The organism is Niveispirillum sp. BGYR6 (assembly GCF_027568365.1).
Taxonomy (GTDB): Bacteria; Pseudomonadota; Alphaproteobacteria; order Azospirillales; family Azospirillaceae; genus Niveispirillum.
Window position 1 is genome coordinate 748,623 of sequence record NZ_JANLNL010000001.1, and the last position, 17,611, is coordinate 766,233.

At 65.6% G+C, this 17,611-nt stretch carries 17 protein-coding genes; 12 read left to right on the forward strand and 5 right to left on the reverse strand.

Annotation, left to right across the window (positions count from 1 at the left end):
- Positions 1 to 13 precede the first annotated feature (13 nt).
- The 9 genes from PCJ49_RS03170 to PCJ49_RS03210 all read left to right on the forward strand — a co-directional run bounded on the left by PCJ49_RS03170 (position 14) and on the right by PCJ49_RS03210 (position 8,273).
- Positions 14 to 1,372, forward strand: a complete 1,359-nt coding sequence (locus PCJ49_RS03170) for a cbb3-type cytochrome c oxidase subunit I (protein WP_269909677.1) — start codon at positions 14 to 16, stop codon at positions 1,370 to 1,372.
- A gap of 71 nt (positions 1,373 to 1,443) precedes the next feature.
- Positions 1,444 to 2,250, forward strand: coding sequence for a CbbQ/NirQ/NorQ/GpvN family protein (locus tag PCJ49_RS03175; protein ID WP_269909678.1), 807 nt, complete (start codon positions 1,444 to 1,446; stop codon positions 2,248 to 2,250).
- A 6-nt stretch (positions 2,251 to 2,256) separates the two neighbouring features.
- Positions 2,257 to 4,164: a VWA domain-containing protein gene (locus PCJ49_RS03180; protein ID WP_269909679.1), complete on the forward strand. Its 1,908-nt coding sequence runs from the start codon at positions 2,257 to 2,259 to the stop codon at positions 4,162 to 4,164.
- 262 nt (positions 4,165 to 4,426) lie between these two features.
- Positions 4,427 to 5,554 carry a copper-containing nitrite reductase gene (gene nirK, locus PCJ49_RS03185; protein WP_089287031.1) on the forward strand — a complete coding sequence of 376 codons (1,128 nt, stop codon included), beginning with the start codon at positions 4,427 to 4,429 and terminating at the stop codon, positions 5,552 to 5,554.
- A gap of 69 nt (positions 5,555 to 5,623) precedes the next feature.
- Positions 5,624 to 6,445, forward strand: coding sequence for an SUMF1/EgtB/PvdO family nonheme iron enzyme (locus PCJ49_RS03190; RefSeq protein WP_269909680.1), 822 nt, complete (start codon positions 5,624 to 5,626; stop codon positions 6,443 to 6,445).
- Between the two features lie 106 nt (positions 6,446 to 6,551).
- On the forward strand, positions 6,552 to 6,983 hold the full coding sequence (locus PCJ49_RS03195) for a pseudoazurin (RefSeq protein ID WP_269909681.1): 432 nt from the start codon (positions 6,552 to 6,554) through the stop codon (positions 6,981 to 6,983).
- Positions 6,984 to 7,024: 41 nt separating this feature from the next.
- On the forward strand, positions 7,025 to 7,402 hold the full coding sequence (locus PCJ49_RS03200; protein WP_269909682.1) for a hypothetical protein: 378 nt from the start codon (positions 7,025 to 7,027) through the stop codon (positions 7,400 to 7,402).
- 35 nt (positions 7,403 to 7,437) lie between these two features.
- Positions 7,438 to 8,013 (forward strand): cytochrome c oxidase subunit 3, encoded by a 576-nt coding sequence (locus PCJ49_RS03205; protein ID WP_269909683.1) that lies wholly within the window; start codon positions 7,438 to 7,440, stop codon positions 8,011 to 8,013.
- Positions 8,014 to 8,018: 5 nt separating this feature from the next.
- Positions 8,019 to 8,273 (forward strand): cytochrome C oxidase subunit IV family protein, encoded by a 255-nt coding sequence (locus tag PCJ49_RS03210; RefSeq protein ID WP_269909684.1) that lies wholly within the window; start codon positions 8,019 to 8,021, stop codon positions 8,271 to 8,273.
- 43 nt (positions 8,274 to 8,316) lie between these two features.
- On the opposite strand, the gene PCJ49_RS03215 is transcribed toward PCJ49_RS03210, so the two are convergent.
- The 4 genes from PCJ49_RS03215 to PCJ49_RS03230 are packed head-to-tail and all read right to left on the reverse strand — an operon-like array spanning position 8,317 to position 12,616.
- Positions 8,317 to 8,982, reverse strand: coding sequence for a tetratricopeptide repeat protein (locus tag PCJ49_RS03215; RefSeq protein WP_269909685.1), 666 nt, complete (start codon positions 8,980 to 8,982; stop codon positions 8,317 to 8,319).
- A complete protein-coding gene (locus PCJ49_RS03220; RefSeq protein WP_269909686.1) occupies positions 8,972 to 9,784 on the reverse strand; it encodes an SDR family NAD(P)-dependent oxidoreductase in 813 nt (270 codons plus the stop codon). Before PCJ49_RS03220 ends, PCJ49_RS03215 begins: the two co-directional genes overlap by 11 nt.
- The gene (locus PCJ49_RS03225) at positions 9,774 to 11,903 is read right to left on the reverse strand and encodes an AMP-binding protein (RefSeq protein WP_269909687.1); all 2,130 of its coding nucleotides are present in this window, start codon (positions 11,901 to 11,903) and stop codon (positions 9,774 to 9,776) included. Before PCJ49_RS03225 ends, PCJ49_RS03220 begins: the two co-directional genes overlap by 11 nt.
- Entirely contained in the window at positions 11,900 to 12,616 is a 717-nt protein-coding gene (locus tag PCJ49_RS03230) for a thermostable hemolysin (protein ID WP_269909819.1), read from the reverse strand. Before PCJ49_RS03230 ends, PCJ49_RS03225 begins: the two co-directional genes overlap by 4 nt.
- 136 nt (positions 12,617 to 12,752) lie before the next feature.
- On the opposite strand from PCJ49_RS03230, the gene PCJ49_RS03235 reads away from it, so the two are divergent.
- The 3 genes from PCJ49_RS03235 (at position 12,753) to PCJ49_RS03245 (ending at position 16,787) form a co-directional block, all read left to right on the forward strand.
- A complete protein-coding gene (locus tag PCJ49_RS03235; RefSeq protein ID WP_269909688.1) occupies positions 12,753 to 13,346 on the forward strand; it encodes an RNA polymerase sigma factor in 594 nt (197 codons plus the stop codon).
- 79 nt (positions 13,347 to 13,425) lie between these two features.
- Complete coding sequence (locus tag PCJ49_RS03240; RefSeq protein WP_269909689.1) at positions 13,426 to 14,412, forward strand: FecR domain-containing protein; 987 nt, start codon at positions 13,426 to 13,428, stop codon at positions 14,410 to 14,412.
- Positions 14,413 to 14,423: 11 nt separating this feature from the next.
- Positions 14,424 to 16,787: a TonB-dependent receptor gene (locus tag PCJ49_RS03245; protein WP_269909690.1), complete on the forward strand. Its 2,364-nt coding sequence runs from the start codon at positions 14,424 to 14,426 to the stop codon at positions 16,785 to 16,787.
- Positions 16,788 to 16,903: 116 nt separating this feature from the next.
- Here the strand turns inward: PCJ49_RS03245 and PCJ49_RS03250 are convergent, their stop codons facing one another.
- Positions 16,904 to 17,596 (reverse strand): energy transducer TonB, encoded by a 693-nt coding sequence (locus PCJ49_RS03250; RefSeq protein ID WP_269909820.1) that lies wholly within the window; start codon positions 17,594 to 17,596, stop codon positions 16,904 to 16,906.
- Between the last annotated feature and the right edge of the window lie 15 nt (positions 17,597 to 17,611).

Sequence of the window (17,611 nt, forward strand, 5' to 3'; positions counted from 1 at the left end):
AGGGGGGCTGATCATGAAATATGCATCACAAAGAGTGGCTTACTGGTATTTCGTCTGCGCCATGATCCTGTTCGGGGTGCAGATTGCGGCGGGCGCGCTCGCCGGCACGGTCTATGTGCTGCCCAACACACTGTCGGAACTGCTGCCCTTCAACATCATCCGCATGATCCACACCAACGCCCTGATCGTCTGGCTGTTGATGGGCTTTTTCGGCTGCGCCTATTATCTGGTGCCGGAGGAAGCGGAGCGGGATATTGAAAGCCCCCTGCTGGCCTATATCCAGCTGGGCCTGCTGATGGTCGGCGCGCTGTCCGCCGTCGCCGGCTATACGCTGCACATCCATGAGGGGCGGGAGTTTCTGGAGCAACCGCTCTGGATCAAGGCGGCCATCGTCGTGGTGGCGCTGATCTTCCTCTATAATGTCTCCCTGACCGTGCTGAAGGGCCGGCGCACAGCGGTGACCAATGTGCTGCTGCTGGGCCTGTGGGGCATCGCCGTCTTCTGGCTGTTCGCCTTCTACGCGCCGGACAATCTGGCGGTGGACAAGCTTTACTGGTGGTACGTCGTTCATCTGTGGGTGGAAGGCGTGTGGGAACTGGTGATGGCCTCGGTTCTCGCCTTCCTGATGATCAAGATGACCGGCGTGGACCGTGAAATCATTGAGAAATGGCTTTATTCCATCGTCGGTCTGGCCCTGTTCTCCGGCCTGCTGGGCACCGGTCACCATTATTACTGGATCGGCGCGCCGGGTTACTGGCAGTGGATCGGCTCCATCTTCTCCGCCATGGAGATTGCCCCCTTCTTCGCCATGGTGATCTTCGCCTTCAAGATGGTGTTCAAGGGCCGCAAGGATCATCCCAACCGCGCCGCCCTGCTCTGGTCGCTGGGCTGCACCGTGGGCGCCTTCTTCGGCGCCGGGGTCTGGGGCTTCCTGCACACGCTGTCTTTCGTGAATTACTATACGCACGGCACGCAGGTGACGGCGGCGCATGGGCATCTGGCCTTCTTCGGGGCCTATGTCATGCTCAACCTTGCCCTGATCAGCTATGCCATGCCCTATCTGCGCGGCAAGGCGCCCTATCACCAGACGCTGAACGTCGTCGCCTTCTGGCTGATGACCGCCGGCATGACGGTGATGACCTTCGCCCTGACCTTCGCCGGGGCCGTGCAGGTGCATCTGCAGCGGGTGATGGGCATGTCCTATATGGAGGTGCAGGACCATATCGCCCCCTTCTATTGGGTGCGTCTGGGCTCTGGCGCCATGGTGGCCGTGGCCGTGCTGATGTTCCTGTGGTCGGTGTTCGGCCCGGTGCGTGACACACGCACCCTGGTGCAGCGGCGCGCGGGTGCCACCCCCGTCGCCGCTGAGTGACGTGCTGCCGGATGCGGGGAGAGCCCCACCCCCGCACCCGGCCACCGCCCCCACCTTTCAGGAGATGAGCCATGCCCATAGCCGCACACCAGCAGGCGGTCGATGCCGCCCCCTTCTATGCGCCCGCCGGCCATGAATGCCTGTTGTTCGAACAGGCCTATCACAACCGCCTGCCGGTGCTGCTGAAAGGGCCGACCGGCTGCGGCAAGACCCGCTTTGTCGCCCATATGGCGGCCCGGCTGGGCCGCCCGCTCTATACCGTTGCCTGCCATGATGACCTGACCGCCGCCGACCTGACCGGCCGTTACCTGCTGAAAGGTGGGGAAACCGTGTGGGCCGATGGCCCCTTGACCCGGGCGATGCGCGAAGGCGCCATCCTTTACCTGGATGAGGTGGTGGAGGCCCGCAAGGATGTCACCGTCGTGCTGCACCCCGTCACCGATGACCGGCGCGTGCTGCCGCTGGAACGGACGGGGGAGATGCTGACGGCGCCGCCGGAATTCATGCTGGTGATCTCCTACAATCCTGGTTACCAGAATGTGCTGAAGGCGCTGAAGCCTTCCACCCGCCAGCGCTTCATCGCCCTGGAATTCGGCTATCCCGATCCGGAGACGGAGGCCGCCATCGTTGCCGCCGAAAGCGGCTTGCCCAAGGACCGTTGCCTGCCGCTGGTGCGGGTGGCCAATGCACTGCGTGACCTGAAGGGCCAGGATGTGGAGGAAGGGGCATCGACCCGGCTACTGGTCTATGCCGCCACCCTGATCCGGTCCGGGATCAAGCCGGCCGCAGCGCTGGAGGCCGCCTTGCTGCAACCCTTGAGCGACGATCCGGATGTGCAGGCCGCCCTGGCCCGGGTGGCCGAACTGGCCTGGGGGTAAGCGCCCATGTCCATCTTCGAACCAGAGGAATTTATCGGCACCCGCTGGCATCGGCTGGTTGGCGGCCTGACCACCCTGCCGCACCATCCGCAGGCCGCCATCCGGCTGGCGGATATCAGGGGGCGGCTGGGCGTGCTGTTCCGCGCCCTGGGCGGGGATGGCGCCATCCGCCTGGCCGAGGCCGCCGCCGCCCCCTCCCCCCACCGGCTGGGCTTTATGCAGCGCGTCGGGCTGGGGCAGGAGAAGCTGGAACGCGCGGTGCTGGACAGCAGCAGCCTGCGCCTGCCCGCCCGCATCGATTATTTCCCCGACGCGGCGGATAATGCCGCCCTTTATGAATGGCTGGTGGCCTGGTTCGCCCATGCCGGGCCGGTGGCCAGCGCTGATGATGCGCTGGCGCGCGACATTCTGGCCCTGCGCGCCGCCGTGGCCGGCACGCGCGCGGCCTTGCGGGCGTGGCCCGGCCTGCGCCCGCTGTTCCACCGGCTGCGCGCCGCCACCCTGGCGGCCCGGCCGGAACGCCGCCTGCCGACGGTGGAAGCGCAACTCGAAACCTCGATCCGCGCCATCCTAGGCGGACGCCGCCCGACGGATCATGGCTTTCTGACCCTGATTGAGGAGCCGGGGGCGGATATCAGCACCCTCCGTGCCCCGCGCGGCTACCGACCTTTCCTGCCGGTTCCCCTGTTCGGAGAGGTGCGGCAAATGCCGGGCACAGCCACGCCCGACGAGCGGGAGGAAGAAGCCGGCAGCGCCGTCACCGCCGATCAGCGCCGTCGACAGGCGGAACGGCGGCAGACGGACCAGAGCGACCGGGACGACCCGCTCTGTTTCCACCGGTTTGAAACCATCTTCTCCCTGGCCGAAATGGTCAATGTGAACCGCCGGGTGGATGAGGATGATGAGGAAGGCGCCCGTCAGGCCGCCGACGATCTGACCGACCTGACCATTGGCAGCAACAAGCAGCGCACCGCCGCGCGCCTGAAACTGGATCTGGACCTCGCCCCCTCGGCCGTGGAAGAAACGGCCCTGACCCAGGGCCTGACCTACCCGGAATGGGACTGGAAGAAGCAGGCCCACCGGCCCGACCATTGCCGCATCATCGCGGCCCGCGCGCGGGAGGATGGCGAGGCATGGCTTCCCACACCGGAAATGCAGCACCAGATCCGCGCCGTGCGCCGTCAGTTCGAGGCGCTGCGCCCCCGCCGCGTGGTGTTGCAGGGCCAGCCCGATGGCGACGATCTGGACCTGTCGGCCCTGGTGCGCGCCGCCGCCGACCGCAAGGCCGGCGGGCCCGGATCGGAAAATCTGTTCATTGCCGGGCGCGCCATTGAACGGGATTTATCCATGGCTGTGCTGATGGATGTGTCGCTGTCCACCGATGCCGCCATTGGCGATCTGCGGGTGATCGATGTGGAAAAGGCGGCCCTGCTGGCGCTCAGCCAGGGGCTGGATGCCTGCGGCGATGACCATGCGATCTTCACCTTCACCTCCCGCCGCCGCCAGGATGTGCGGGTGGAATTGGTGAAGGATTTCAGCGATCCGGTGGATGCCCGGCTGGTGCGACGGATCGAAGGGCTGAAACCGGGGCAATATACCCGCATGGGGGCAGCGGTGCGCCATGTCACCGCCCAGTTGGCCCAGCGCCCGCAGCGGCACCGGCTGCTGCTGCTGCTGACCGACGGCAAGCCCAACGATATCGATTATTACGAAGGCCGCTACGGCATTGAGGATACGCGCGCCGCCATCCGGGAGGCGCGCAAACAAGGGCTGAAAGTCTTCGGCGTCACGGTGGATGAGGCGGCCCAGGATTATTTCCCCTATCTTTTTGGCCGCGGCGCCTATGCCATCATCACCCATCCCGAGCGGCTGCCCGCCGCCCTGCCGGCCATTTACCGGCAATTGGTGGGGTGAAAGGCGCACATGATCATTCGTGATCAAAAACATGTCGGCGCCATGAATAAATATCCAATCTGTATGATTGGCGCCTGATTAATTTGCAGCATCATGCCGATTGATTATCAATATTCACTTCAATACCTGCGACCAAATGGCCTTCACTACCCGCACGGGCGCTTTCCTTGTTTTGGCGCAAATACCGCGTCGATGCTTTGTCGTCTAATCCGGTCAACAGAAACGGCAATCGCCAGACGCAATAGCGAAGAAAGGAAGAGCCATGTTGACCCTCCGTGCAGCCCTTTGCGGTGCCGCTGCCATCGCCCTGCTGATGGCGGCCCCCATCCAGGCCGCAGAAGGCCCGAACCCGGCAACCAGCGCCAAGGCCCAGACCGACCTGACCGTCGGGTTGCCACGGGTGAAGGCCAAACTGGTGGCCCCGCCCCAGGTCATGGAACATGATCAGGTGGCCAAGGGCGGACCGAAGGTGGTGGAATTCACCATGAAGATTGAGGAGAAGAAGATCGTCATTGATGGCCAGGGCACCACCTTCCAGGCCATGACCTTCGACGGCTCCATGCCCGGCCCCACCATGGTGGTGCATGAAGGGGATTATGTCGAACTGACGCTGATCAACCCCGACAGCAATTCCATGCCGCATAATATCGACTTCCACAGCGCCACCGGCGCCTTGGGTGGGGCACAGCTGACCCTGGTCAACCCTGGCGAACAGGCAACCCTGCGCTTCAAGGCCACCAAGGTAGGGGCCTTTGTCTATCACTGCGCCCCGCCGGGCATGATCCCCTGGCATGTGGTCAGCGGCATGTCGGGCACCATCATGGTGCTGCCGCGTGACGGGCTGAAGGATGAAAAGGGCAAGCCGATCCATTATGACCGGGCCTATACGATCGGTGAATTCGATCTCTATGTGCCCAAGGATGCCAACGGTAAATTCAAGAATTATGAAAGCGCCGGCGACGCCTATGCCGACACGGTGGAGGTGATGAAGGGCCTGATCCCCAGCCATGTGGTGTTCAACGGCGCTGTTGGCGCGCTGACCGGTGACAAGGCGATGAATGCCAAGGTGGGGGAAACGGTGCTGTTCATCCACAGCTCCGCCAACCGCGACACCCGCCCGCACCTGATCGGCGGCCATGGTGATTATGTCTGGGAACGCGGCAAATTCGGCAACGCCCCGGAAAAGGGGCTGGAGACCTGGTTCGTGGCTGGCGGCAGTGCCGCCGTGGCGGTCTATACGTTCCAGCAGCCGGGCATCTATGCCTATGTCAACCACAACCTGATCGAGGCGGCCGAGCTGGGGGCCACCGCCCATGTCAAGGTGGAAGGCAGCTGGAACAATGACCTGATGAAACAGGTCACCCCGCCCGGCCCCATTGCGGTGAACTGAAAACAGTCTCGGCGGCCCGCCCCGGAGAGCGGGCCGCTTTGCTGTGTTTCCCCTGGATGGAGATGTGCCATGGCACTGTCCAGCAGCCTCAAGGCCGCCCTGATCGGGCTGGCGGTCATGTCAACCCTTCCCGGCTTATCCCGCCAGCCGGAAAACAGCGCCGTGGCGCGGATCGAAACGGCGTCGGTGACCTATCGGGAACCGGGGGAGTTTCTCCGGCACGGGCTGCCGGTCAATGGGCCGTTGCAGCCGATCATGCTGCAAGCCCCCATCACCATCATGCGCAATCAGGTCACGCGCGGGGAGTATGATCAATGCGTCGCCGCCGCCGCCTGCCCCGCCCTGGACAAGCCGGGAAAACCTGATCGCCCCGTCACCGGGGTCAATTATGAGGATGCCACCGCCTATGCACGCTGGCTGTCGGCCAGGACGGGGGAGCGATGGCGGCTGCCAACCGATCAGGAATGGGCGCTGGCCGCCGGCTCACGCTACAAGGATGATGCCTACACGGAAATCAGCGATCCCGGCAACCCGTCCAAACGCTGGATTGCCGTCTATACCGCTGAAGCGCAGACGCAGGGCGCCATCGACCCCACGCCGATGCCGGCTGGCCATTTCGGCCGCAATGAACATGGGCTGGCCGATCTGTCGGGCAATGTCTGGGAATGGACCTCCACCTGCTATATCCGCCACCATGTGAAGCAGGATGGCCAGACCCAGGTGACGGAAAATTGCGGCGTGCGCGTTGCCGAAGGCCGGCATCGCGCCCTGATGATCGGCTTCATCCGCGATCCCAAGGCGGGGGCCTGCTCGGTCGGCATTCCGCCTGCCAATCTTGGCATCCGGCTGGTGCGGGAAGAAAGCGGCCTGCGGCGCTGGCTGGGCTTCTGATTCATCGGTTTCCCGCACAAGGAAACCATCTCCTGTTTGCCCTGGCGCAAAGGGCGGCGGCCCCATCCGCGCTATCGATTGGCGCATTCAACCGATGGAGCCTCTGATGAAATGTAAAAGCCTGCTGCTTGCCACCGCCCTGATCATCGGCCTGCCCGGCATCGCCGCCGCCGCCAATCATGAAGTGAAGATGCTGAACAAGGGGGCCGGCGGCGTGATGGTCTTCGAACCGGAGCTGATCCGCATCGCCCCCGGCGATACAGTGACCTTCAAGGCCACCGATCCCGGCCATAATGTGGAAACGATCAACGGCATGTTGCCGGCCGGCGCGCAGGCCTTCAGCGGCAAGACCGGGCAGGACACCACCATCACCTTCACCGCCGAAGGTATCTATGGCGTGAAATGCAAGCCGCATTACCCGATGGGAATGGTGGCCGCCATCATCGTCGGCAAGCCCGCCAATCTGGACAGCGCCAAGGCCGTGCAGAACCCCGGCAAGGCAGGCAAGAAGTTCGAGACCCTGTTGGGTGGTTTGTAAGAACCCAAGGTCCGGTAAAGGCAGAGGGGAGAATCCAAGCCATGATCCTGTATGGGTTTCCCCTCTGCCTGCTTTATCTGGTCACCGGGCTGGCCCGCACGCTGTGGCTGGATCACCGGATCGGCACGCTGGCCGGGGCGTTGGTCGAACTGTCCAGCTTTCTGGTGGCGGGGCTGTGCTGGCTGATCATCACCGAGGGCGGTCGGGCCGGCGGGATACAGATCAAGCAATATCCGCTGAGCGCCGGCATGGCTGCGCTGGCCCTGTTCTTCATCACCGACGCGGCCATTGCCACCTGCCTCTGCGGTGTTCCCCTGTTCCTGCATCTGGCCCGCTTCACCACTTTGGCGGGCCTGATCCAGCTGATGGGGCTGGCGGGTTACGCGGCCCTGCCGCTGCTCTGGCATGGGCGGGAATGACAATATTCTTTGGCGGGCCAGAAGCGGAGCCAACAATGCATCCACAGGCACCTGCCCTTTCAACAGGGTACGCGGACGATGGCGAACCGGTGCCGGAAACCATCCCCGGCAATTTCATGATATGGATTTTCATCATCGGGGATGTGCTGGTCTTTTCCGGCCTGCTGGTCGGCTTCTGTGTCGCCAAATGGCTCAACCATTCCGCCTTCCTGTCGGCTCAGCGTCTGTTGCTGCCGCAAATCGCCGCGCTGGAGACGGTGACGCTGATCCTCAGCGGCTGGCTGGCGGCAATCGCGGTGGAGCATCAGCGGCAGCGGCGGAACACGGGGCTGCCCCTGGCGGGGGCGATGGCCTTCGGCGCCCTGTTTCTGCTGCTGAAGGTGCGCGAATATGCCCACAGCGTCACCCTGTTTGATTATGAGACGGCGTTCGCCCAGCTTTACTATCTGATTACCGGGTTTCATGCCCTGCATGTGGGGCTCGGCCTCACCCTGTTCGCCCTCTCTTTTCTGCGGTCCCAGAAACAATATCTGCCGGATTATGCCCGCTACTGGCATTTCACCGATCTGATCTGGCTGATGATCTTCCCGCTTCTTTATGTCATCCGGTGATGCTGATGCGTGCGATCCATATCACCGCCCTTTGCCTGCTGGGGCTCACCGGTCTTTCGCTGGGGGTGGCAACCCTGCCTCTGGGCACCATCCCCCTGCTGCTTGCCCTCACCATCAGCAAGGTGATGCTGGTACTGCTGGTATTCGCGGAGCTGCGGCAGGCCAGCCGATCCTGGCAAACGGCCTTCTGCCTCTATTTCCTGCTTCTGCTCGGCTGCCTGTTTGCGCTGCTGTTTCTTGCCCACCGGGCAGCGGGCTGATCCCCCATCCCGACGCTTCGTTTCGGCAGGATGGGGGAATGGCTCAGCGTTTCGCCAGCTTGGTTTCCACCTGCGCCAGCACCGCCTTGATTTCCTCGCGCCGGCCGGCATCGGCCACTTCCCGGCCTGGACGGGGGGCAGCCGCCAGCGCGTGGTTCAGCACGTCGCGCGCCTTGGCATAATCCCCCTGGCGGAACAGGAAATCGCCATAAAAATAATTGGGGTCAATCCCGTCGGGATTTTGCGCCAGCGCCTTTTCCAGATAGGCCTTGGCCTTCTTGTCGCTGCCAAAGCCGATGGGGAAACCCGGGACCTGATAATAGAGGCTGCCGAGCGAGGTATTGACGGAGCCATCCAGCACGGTGGCGTCAATTTTCTCCGCACTTTCCAGTCTGGTCCGGGCTTCCTTCACCAGCGACAGCGCGCCCATGCCACCCTTGATGCCGGCCTCCGATGACAGGATGATGGCTTCCCAGACCAGCGGTTCGGCCTTGCCGGGATAGCTGGTGACCAGCGTTTTGGCCTGCGCGGCCAATGCCTCCATGCCGGAAAGCTGCGCCTCCTCCCCCTTCACCTCATATTTCACATGGGCCCAGCCGCTTTGCAGCTCGGCGATCCGGGCATCCAGGGCCGGGTCGGCCGAGGCGGCGGCGGAACCGGCCAGCAACAGGGACAGGGCAGCCAGGATCAGTTTCTTGTCAACGCGCATGGTTTTCCTCCCGGATCGGGGCAACAGTGGCACTGGGTGTTGCGTGGGTGAACAGGCTGGCGGCCTTGGCGTCATTGCCGGCCAGCGCCCGGTCGACCAGACCGGGGAACAGGGCATTCAGGCGGGTGAAAAAGGCTTCCGGCCAGCCAATGACCGTTTCGGCCTTGCCCGCCTGGGCGGCGGCCAGGATGCGGCGGGCGACATGGATCGGGTCATCCAATGTCATGCCGGTCAATTCCGCAAAGCGCTGCACCAGCGGCCCGTTAAAGCCGGTGCGCACGGCACGGGGGGCCACATGGCACACAATGATGCCGGTTCCCCGCACCTCCCGCCGCAGCGCCTGGCTGAACCCTTTCAGCCCGGCCTTGGCGCTGGAATAGCCGGCGAAATGCGCGAAATTGATCGAACCGAAGACGGAGCCGACATTGACAATATGGCCCCGGCCCCGCTGTTTCATCATCGGCAGTACGGCCTGGGCCAGGGTCACCGGCGCCACCAGATTGACCAGATAATCGGCTGCCAGATCGGCGGGGCGCTGGCCTTCCAGCGGGCCGAAATATTGCCGGCCGGCGATGTTGAACAGCATCTGCGGGGCCAGCAGCCGGGCCTGTTCGGCGGCCAGCGCGATGCCGGCCGGGGTCGACAGGTCGGCGCGGATATGCCGGCCCGGCATTTCCCCCCGGCCCAGCGTGGTGACCTGGGCCCCGCGATTGCGCAGCAGGCTGACCAGGGGCGACCCGATGCCACCGGCCCCGCCGGTGACCAGGACGGTTCGCCCTTCCAGGCTATCCTCATGCGACATGGCGCACCTCTTGCGGTTGGCGGCTGTGGGGGATGGCGCGGAACAGGCCGGCGAACAGACCGAAGACGCAGTTCGCCATGGTGATGATCGCCTGCTGGTCGCGCGGATCGATCACCTGATTCATCAGCGTGCGGAAGAATTCCATATGCTGGATATCCAGCGACCCATGGCTGGTCAGATAGGTGAAGCAGCTTTTCGGCAGGTTCAGGGATGTACGCACCGCCTCCGCCCCATGGGTGGCGATGGCGGTGCTGGTGCCCTCCAGCACATAGACCATGCCGAAGAAGCCGGCCGCATTCTCTTCCCGGATGAAGCGATAGGCTGCGTCCACCATGGCCTGGGTGGCCGCGCGCGGCGTGCCATGGCGCACCGCCTCTGCATCACCGCCGGCATGGCGGATATCATTGAGGATCCATTCCTCGTGCCCTTCCTCCTCCTCGATATATTCATCGAGCGCGGGGATCAGCCAGGCTTGGTCAGGACGCAGGGCGGCGCGTGCAGTGCGCATCAACGGCACCGTATGCTTCACATGGTGATAGGCCTCTGTCAGATAAGCGATATAGGTGTCCAGGCTGATCCGGCCGGTCAGGCCATCTTGGATCTGCGGCACGGACAGCAGGGCCAGGCGCGCCGGCTCCGTCTCCGTCACCAGCCGGTCGAAGAAGGGTTGGGGCATGGGGGCTTCATCCTCATCCGGGGAAAGCAGGGCGGCATGGGCGGCGGCGATGACATCGCGGCGCGGCCGGCCATTGGCGGTCAGTTGGCCGTTCAGGGGCGTGAAGGCGGCCACCGCGTGCCAGCGGGCGACCCTGGCATAGGGTGGCAGGGCCCCATTGGCCCGCGCCACGGCCAGGGACAGGGCTGCCGCATCCTGGCCGAACCGGCTGGGCACGATCAGGGCCGTCAGGTCCGCCCGCCCATCGCCGAACAGCACGGCTTGCAGGATTTCCGGCTGGGCGGTCAGTTCGGACTCCACCCATTCCGGGGCGATATTGCGGCCGAAACTATTGATGATGACATTGCGCGACCGGCCCTGGATGGACAGGAAACCATCACCATCCAGGCTGCCGAGATCGGCGGTGGCGATGCGGGAAGGTGCTGCTTCACCGCCGACATAGCCCCGAAAGGCATGGTTATTGAGGCTGACCTCCCCCGTGGCCGGGTCAATCTCCAGATGCAGATGCGGCAGCACGCGGCCAACACTGCCGACTTGGTTGGCGGCGGGCGTGTTCAGCGCCACCACCGACCCGCATTCCGACAGGCCATAACCCTGATAGACGGGCAGGCCCAACATGCCGGCCTGGGCCAGCAGCGAAGGGGCCACCCGCGCCCCGCCCACGGCCACCAGCCGCAGATCGGGCAGGAAGCGCCCGCCCTGCGCCATGGCCGCCATCAGGCCGCGCAGCAGTTCCGGCACCAGGATGATACTGTTGGCCCGCAGAATGGACAGGGCAGCGAGAAGCCGGGCGAAATCTGGCTGGAACGGCTGTTCCAGCCCCAGCATGGCGGGGGACGCGGCCAGATAATGGCCACCGGCCAGCAGCGTGCAGTAAAGCCCCGCCACATTTTCCAGCAGCACCGGCAACGGCAGGATGGCGACATGCCGGCCGGCATAATCCGCCCCGATCACCTGCACCAGGGAGGCGGCCACCTGTTCCAGCCCGGCGGCCGACAGGCAGACGCCCTTGGGCGCCCCCGTCGTGCCCGATGTATAGGTGATCTTGGCCGTGCCCGCCGGCAGGGCGACCGGCGCATGATCCAGGCGCTGGAGATAGAGCATCTCCGCCCCCACCGGCAGGGCCGCTGCACCCGGCACCGCCTTGTCCGTCACCAGCCAGCCGGCCCCGGCATCACCCAGGGCATGGCGGCGCTGGTCGGCGGTGAAAAAGCCCGGCAGCGGCAGAGATGGCACGCCCAAATCCAGCAAGGCCAGATCCAGCAGCGCCCAGGCGGCGGCGTTGCCGGCCTCCACGGCGACGGGCTGGCGCCCATCACCGATGATGCCGCTGAGATCGGCAGCCAGCTGATCCACGGCCCCGGCCAGGGTGCCATAGGTCCAGTCATTGATGGCGGGCTGATCCGGGGCATGGGTCCGCAGGGCGGAAAGAACGCGGCTCATGCAGTCACCTCGGTCGCCGGGACGGCGGGATGCAGACGGGGAAAGGTGGGATGGGTCGGCAGCACCTCGCGCGCATCGCCGGCCAGGAAGCGGTCCAGGCAGTCGGCACCAAAGGCGACATTGCCGCAGACGACGCGCGGGTCATTGGCGTAATAGCTGCCCCAGGCAGCGGCGGCCGGGCCGATCCGCTCCGGCCGGGCCCGGCCCAGTTCCAGCGCATCAAAGCCGATATGGCGGAACAGCCGGCGCAGGGGGCGGGTGGCGGTGACCACCGCCTTTTCAAAGCCCTGCCCGTGCAGATAGGCAGCCAGCGCCATGAACAGCAGATAGGAGGCACCGGGCTCCGCCGCCGCCAGATTGCCGATCTCCACAATGGCGGGCCGTTGCGGCCCACCGGGGATCAGGGCTTCCACCGGGCGGTCAAGATAGGTTTCCAGGAACAGCGGGCCGCTGCCGGCCGGGCGGAAGCCGACACCGGCCAGGATACGGTCGTCAGCGTCCCGCAGGCTCATCAACATCGGGTGGGTGACGGCAATGTCACCGCCATAGGTCTGCGCATAGGTCTGGCGGATCATCGCCTCCACCCGCCGCCGCTCCGGGGCGAAATGGTGGGTGATGGCCACCACCGCCGGGCGGCAGCGGGTCAGGCTGCCCAGCCGTTCAGCATCGAACCGTAGGTGGCCGCGCACCCCATCCTCATCGCGCATCAACATTTCAATCACAGGCGTCGCTCCGCCGGTTGGGTTGGCCGGATCAACCGGCCTTCATGGGGATGACGCCGCCGCCCGCAGCGGACCGCAGGTGCGAACAGAAAAATTTTCTGCACTGTGTCGGATATGACCTGCCGCATTGATCGGGCGGGATGCGGGGGCTATATCGGAAGGCAGTTTTCGCCCAATTCAGGTTGACGCCATTTCCCCGCCCCCGCCCCTGATCGCCGCCTATCTGGAACACCGCGCCTTTCTGCTGCGGCTGTTGTCGGCGCGCACGGGCAGTGCGGCGGAGGCGGAAGACATCGTGCAGGAAATGTATGAGCGGCTGGCCGCCCTGCCTGATGGGGGGGAGGCGGTGGCGAATGTGCCGGCCTTCCTGAACCGCATGGCGCTTAATCTGGCCTTTGACCGGCAGCGCAGCGGATCGCGCGCCGCTGCCCGTGATGGGGAATGGCTGTCCGCCAATGCCCTGGTCGATGGCCCCGAACCGATTGCAGAGGCCCCGACGGCGGAACAGGTGGCATCCGGCCGGCAGGAACTGCGCCTGCTGCGCGATGCCATCGACGCGCTGCCGCCACAGGGCAAGCGCGTGTTTGAAATGCACAAGCTGCAAGGCTGCCCCCATGCAGAGGTCGCCGCCAGCCTGGGCATTTCGCGCAGTGCGGTGGAAAAACACATGGCGGCGGCGATGAAGAATCTGTTGAAACGGCTGGGCCGCCGGCTTGAATGAAAAATATTTCATCCAGACGGGTGGGGTACCGCCCCTTCCGTGACGTCAACAGGACAAAGCCCGAACCAGAAGCCGCCCCATGGTGAACCGCCCAACCGATACGCCCCTTGATCCCCGCCTGGAACAGGCGGCGGATTGGCACGCCCGCCTGCAGGGCGATGCCGATCAGGCGGTCTGGCTGGCCTTCACCGAATGGCTGGAGGCTGATCCCAGCCACCGCCGCGCCTATGATCAGGTGGAAAGCCTGTGGCGGCAGGTGGCGGCATTGCCGGCGGAGCCGCAGGCCGCCATCATCGATCTGGCCAGCCGGCGAAAGGCCGACACCACCGCCCCGGCGAACCGCTCCCGCCGCTGGTTCCTGGGCGGTGCGGCGGCCGCCGCTGCCGCTTTGGCCCTGACGCTGACCGGTCGCCACACGCCAACCCCGCTGCCGGAAATGTTTGAGACCGCGCCGGGCCAGCGCCGCACGGTGACACTGGCCGACGGGTCCAGCATCATTCTGAACAGCGGCACCCGGTTAAGCGTCGCCCTGTCCGCCGACCGCCGCGCCGTGGTGCTGGAACAGGGGGAGGCGCTGTTTGATGTGGCCAAGGATGCCGCCCGCCCCTTCACCGTGGCGGCCGGTGAACGGCTGGTCACCGTGGTCGGTACGGCCTTCAATGTCCGCCACCTGGACCGGTCGGTGACGGTCACCGTCACGCGCGGGCTGGTGGATGTCGGTGACCAGACAGGCGGGGCCAAGGTTCGCCTGACACCGGGGCAGCAGATCAGCGCGGCGCAAGGCCAGCCCCCCGGCCCCGTCACCACGGTGGATGCACAGGCCGCCACCGCCTGGGCGCAAGGCCGGCTGTCGTTTGACAATGCGCCGCTGCCGCAGGTGCTGGCCGAACTGTCCCGCCATTATCCGCTGCCCATGCGGGCGGAAGGGGCGGCGGCGGCCCTGCATTTCTCTGGCGTGCTGCACCTGGATGCAGATCAGGCGGTGCTGCTGGCCACCCTGCAGGGGTTGCTGCCTATTGTGGTGGTGCGCCAGGGTGATAGGTTCGTGCTCTCAAAACGTCCCTGACGGTCCCCGCTTTGCGTCTTCTGCCGGTTTCCGCCCTTGCCCTGCTGCTGACCGTGCCGCCAGCCCTGGCGGCCGAGGGGGGGATTGCCGTTCCGGCCGGTCCCCTGGGCGGCGCGCTGGCCGCCCTGTCACAGCAGACGGGCATTTCCATCGGCGGGGATCAGCCGCTGGCGGGGCGGCACAGCCCCGGTGCCAGCGGCGCCTTGAGCCCCGAACAAGCGCTGACCCGGCTGCTGGCCGGGACCGGGCTGGGCTTCCGCAAGGTCGGCCCCGGTGCTTATCGGCTGGAAGCCTTGGCCCCCCCGCACGTGCTGCCCGCCGCCGCGCGGCCGGTGGTGGTGCCAATGGAATCCATCATCGTCACGGCGACCAAGCGTGGGGCCGATCCGGCCAGCCTGCCCGTTTCTGTGGGCTGGCTGACGGCGGCTGATCTGGCCCGGCTTGGCACGTCTGATCCGGACGCCGCCCTGCCCCTGCTGGGCGGGGTGGGCAGCACGCATCTGGGGCCGGGGCGCAACAAGCTGGCGATCCGCGGCCTGTCCGACAGCGCCTTCACCGGCCAGACCCAGGCGACGGTTGGCCTGTATCTGGACAATGCCAAGGTCAATTACAATGCGCCCGACCCGCATCTGCACCTGATCGATGTGGACCGGGTGGAGGTGCTGCGCGGGCCCCAGGGCACGCTTTATGGCGGTGGCTCCATCGGCGGCATCCTGCGCATCGTGCCGGCGGCCCCCGACCTGTCGGAGCGGTCTGCACAAGCCCGGCTTTATGGCAGCCTGACCCGCAGCGGCGCCCCCGGCGGCGGGGTGGAGGCGGTGTTAAACCAGCCGCTGCTGACCGACCGGCTGGGAATGCGGCTGGCGCTTTATGCGGAACGGGAAGGCGGGGTGATCGATACGGCGGGGCGGCATAATATCGACCGCACCGACATGCAGGGCGGCCGCGCCCTGTTCACCCTGATCCCGGCGGAGGATTGGCGGCTGGAACTGGGCGGCACCTATCAACTGATCGACACCGATGACAGCCATTATATCCAGGGGCGGCGCGGCTGCTGTACCCGCGCCGCGCAACTGGCCGAACCGCATGACAATGATTTCGACGAGGCGCATGTCACCCTGACCGGCAGCCTGCCCTTTGCCCAACTGCACAGCACCACCGCCTTTGTGCGGCACGAGATTGACAGTTTCTATGATGCCAGCACGGCGGTGCCAGCCCTGGCCGGGCTGCCCGCCCAGCCCGCCCTGTTTCATGAGGCGCAATTGTCCCGGCTCTGGACCCATGAAACCCGGCTGACCAGTGAGAATGATGAGGATGCTGCCATCCGCTGGCTGGGCGGGCTGCACCTGTCGCAGCAGACGGCGCAATCCAGCCGCCGCCTGACCAAGGCGGCCACCCTTGGCAGTGACCTGTGGCGGCGCGACCGCGATGATACGGTGAGGGAAGCCGCCCTGTTCGGTGAGGCATCCTGGCGCTTTCTCCCCCACTGGACCCTGACGACCGGCGGCCGCCTGTTCCATGTGGCGCAGGAGGTGGAGGCCAAAGCCCTGGCCCCCGCCGCATCGGTGGCCGAGACGGAAGGTTACGCCAAGGAAACGGATTACACCCCCAAACTGGCCGTGACCTGGCACCCTTGGGAGGGGGCCAGCTTTTATGCCCAGATGACGGAGGGCTATCGCCCCGGCGGTCTTAATATCGAGGAGGCGGCGACAACATCCGGGGAGGATTATCGGGCGGCCCATTTCCGGACGGATGAGCTGTGGAATTATGAGCTGGGCACCAAATTGTCGCTCTGGCAGGGGCGTCTGGCGCTGGATGCCGCCATTTTCCATGCGCGCTGGCGCAACATCCAGACCGATCAGCTGCGCGCCGACGGGCTGACCGTCACCACCAATGCCGGGGATGGCAGCAATACCGGGATTGAGATCGCCCCCCGCCTGCATCTGGGCCCCTGGCGGCTGGATGCGACCGTGATCCTGAACGACCCGGAACTGACCCGTGTTGCCCCCGCCTTTGCCGGCCGGACGGAAGGGGGCCTTCCCGGTGCTGCCCATCTCAGCGGCAGTGCCAGCCTTTCCTGGCAGGGGGCCATCAGTGATCAGGCACATCTGCTGGCCGCCCTGGATTACACCCATACCGGGCGCACCCACCTGACCTTCAGCAACGCCATCCGCCAGGGCCCGGTCAATCAGGTGAACGGACGGATGAAACTGGATTGGTCCGACGGCTGGTCGCTGGGCTTTGCGGTGGATAATATTTTGGACGGCGACGCCAACCAGTTCGCCTATGGCAATCCCTTCACCCTGTCCGCCGGCCCCCAGACCACCCCACTGCGCCCGCGCACTTTCAGGCTCAGCATCGGCTGGCAGGAATAGCGGAGTATTGCCCCTTGGAGGCCAGCGACGGCTGGCCCGCGGGCGCGTGCCCGCGTAAGCCAAGGGTCATGATTTCGTGCCGCTGGTATAAGAATTTCTGTCAGATTGGGGCGGGTTTAGTGCCCGGTTGAGAGCGAAAAATCGATGGGCACGGTCAATTCCAGACGGTCACGCGCCATATCGTCGGGAAATGGTGGGAACGGTGCCACGCGGCGGACCAGGGCTGCCACTTCTTCGTCCAGGGCCGCAACACCAGACGAGCCTTCGATCCGCCAATCCAGCAAGCGACCCCGGCGATCAAGGACAAAGCGCAGCAACACGGTCCCTTCCTGCCGCGCGGTCTTCGCCGCCACCGGATAGCGCTTGGCCCGTTCCAGCCTGGCCAGGATGCGGCCAACATAATCCGGCGGGGGGCCAACCGCCGCCGGCTCCGCCTGCGGGCCGGGGGACATGTCACCGTCAGGCCCCGTAAGGGGCTGGGCCGCAGGCGCATCCCCCCTTTCCGTGCCATCCACCCGGTTTGCCACCGGCTGCGTCGGTGTCACGCTTGGCAGCAAGGCAGGTATCGGCAGCAAGGGCGGCGGCTTGGACGGGGGGACAAGCGCGGCACGCACCGGTGCCAGATCTGGCACCGGCACAGGCGGGGCCGCTGGAACAAGCGACACGCTCTGCACCTGCAGCGGCACCACCGGCCCCGTCGGCAGTGGCCGCACAATACAGACAAGCCAGAGCAGCCCGACATGCAGCAGGCATGTCAGCAACAAGGCAGTCAGTCGCAAGGGGATGGGCGGCGGCCGGATCGGACGCATCAACGATACAGGCCC

Coding starts and splice junctions, on each gene's coding strand:
- PCJ49_RS03215 (WP_269909685.1), bottom strand. CDS start 8,982: ATGCGCGTTGACAAGAAACTGATCCTGGCTGCCCTGTCCCTGTTGCTG.
- PCJ49_RS03205 (WP_269909683.1), top strand. CDS start 7,438: ATGCATCCACAGGCACCTGCCCTTTCAACAGGGTACGCGGACGATGGC.
- PCJ49_RS03195 (WP_269909681.1), top strand. CDS start 6,552: ATGAAATGTAAAAGCCTGCTGCTTGCCACCGCCCTGATCATCGGCCTG.
- PCJ49_RS03250 (WP_269909820.1), bottom strand. CDS start 17,596: ATGCGTCCGATCCGGCCGCCGCCCATCCCCTTGCGACTGACTGCCTTG.
- PCJ49_RS03225 (WP_269909687.1), bottom strand. CDS start 11,903: ATGAGCCGCGTTCTTTCCGCCCTGCGGACCCATGCCCCGGATCAGCCC.
- PCJ49_RS03200 (WP_269909682.1), top strand. CDS start 7,025: ATGATCCTGTATGGGTTTCCCCTCTGCCTGCTTTATCTGGTCACCGGG.
- PCJ49_RS03240 (WP_269909689.1), top strand. CDS start 13,426: ATGGTGAACCGCCCAACCGATACGCCCCTTGATCCCCGCCTGGAACAG.
- PCJ49_RS03230 (WP_269909819.1), bottom strand. CDS start 12,616: ATGTTGATGCGCGATGAGGATGGGGTGCGCGGCCACCTACGGTTCGAT.
- PCJ49_RS03170 (WP_269909677.1), top strand. CDS start 14: ATGAAATATGCATCACAAAGAGTGGCTTACTGGTATTTCGTCTGCGCC.
- PCJ49_RS03180 (WP_269909679.1), top strand. CDS start 2,257: ATGTCCATCTTCGAACCAGAGGAATTTATCGGCACCCGCTGGCATCGG.
- PCJ49_RS03210 (WP_269909684.1), top strand. CDS start 8,019: ATGCGTGCGATCCATATCACCGCCCTTTGCCTGCTGGGGCTCACCGGT.
- PCJ49_RS03175 (WP_269909678.1), top strand. CDS start 1,444: ATGCCCATAGCCGCACACCAGCAGGCGGTCGATGCCGCCCCCTTCTAT.
- PCJ49_RS03190 (WP_269909680.1), top strand. CDS start 5,624: ATGGCACTGTCCAGCAGCCTCAAGGCCGCCCTGATCGGGCTGGCGGTC.
- PCJ49_RS03220 (WP_269909686.1), bottom strand. CDS start 9,784: ATGTCGCATGAGGATAGCCTGGAAGGGCGAACCGTCCTGGTCACCGGC.
- nirK (WP_089287031.1), top strand. CDS start 4,427: ATGTTGACCCTCCGTGCAGCCCTTTGCGGTGCCGCTGCCATCGCCCTG.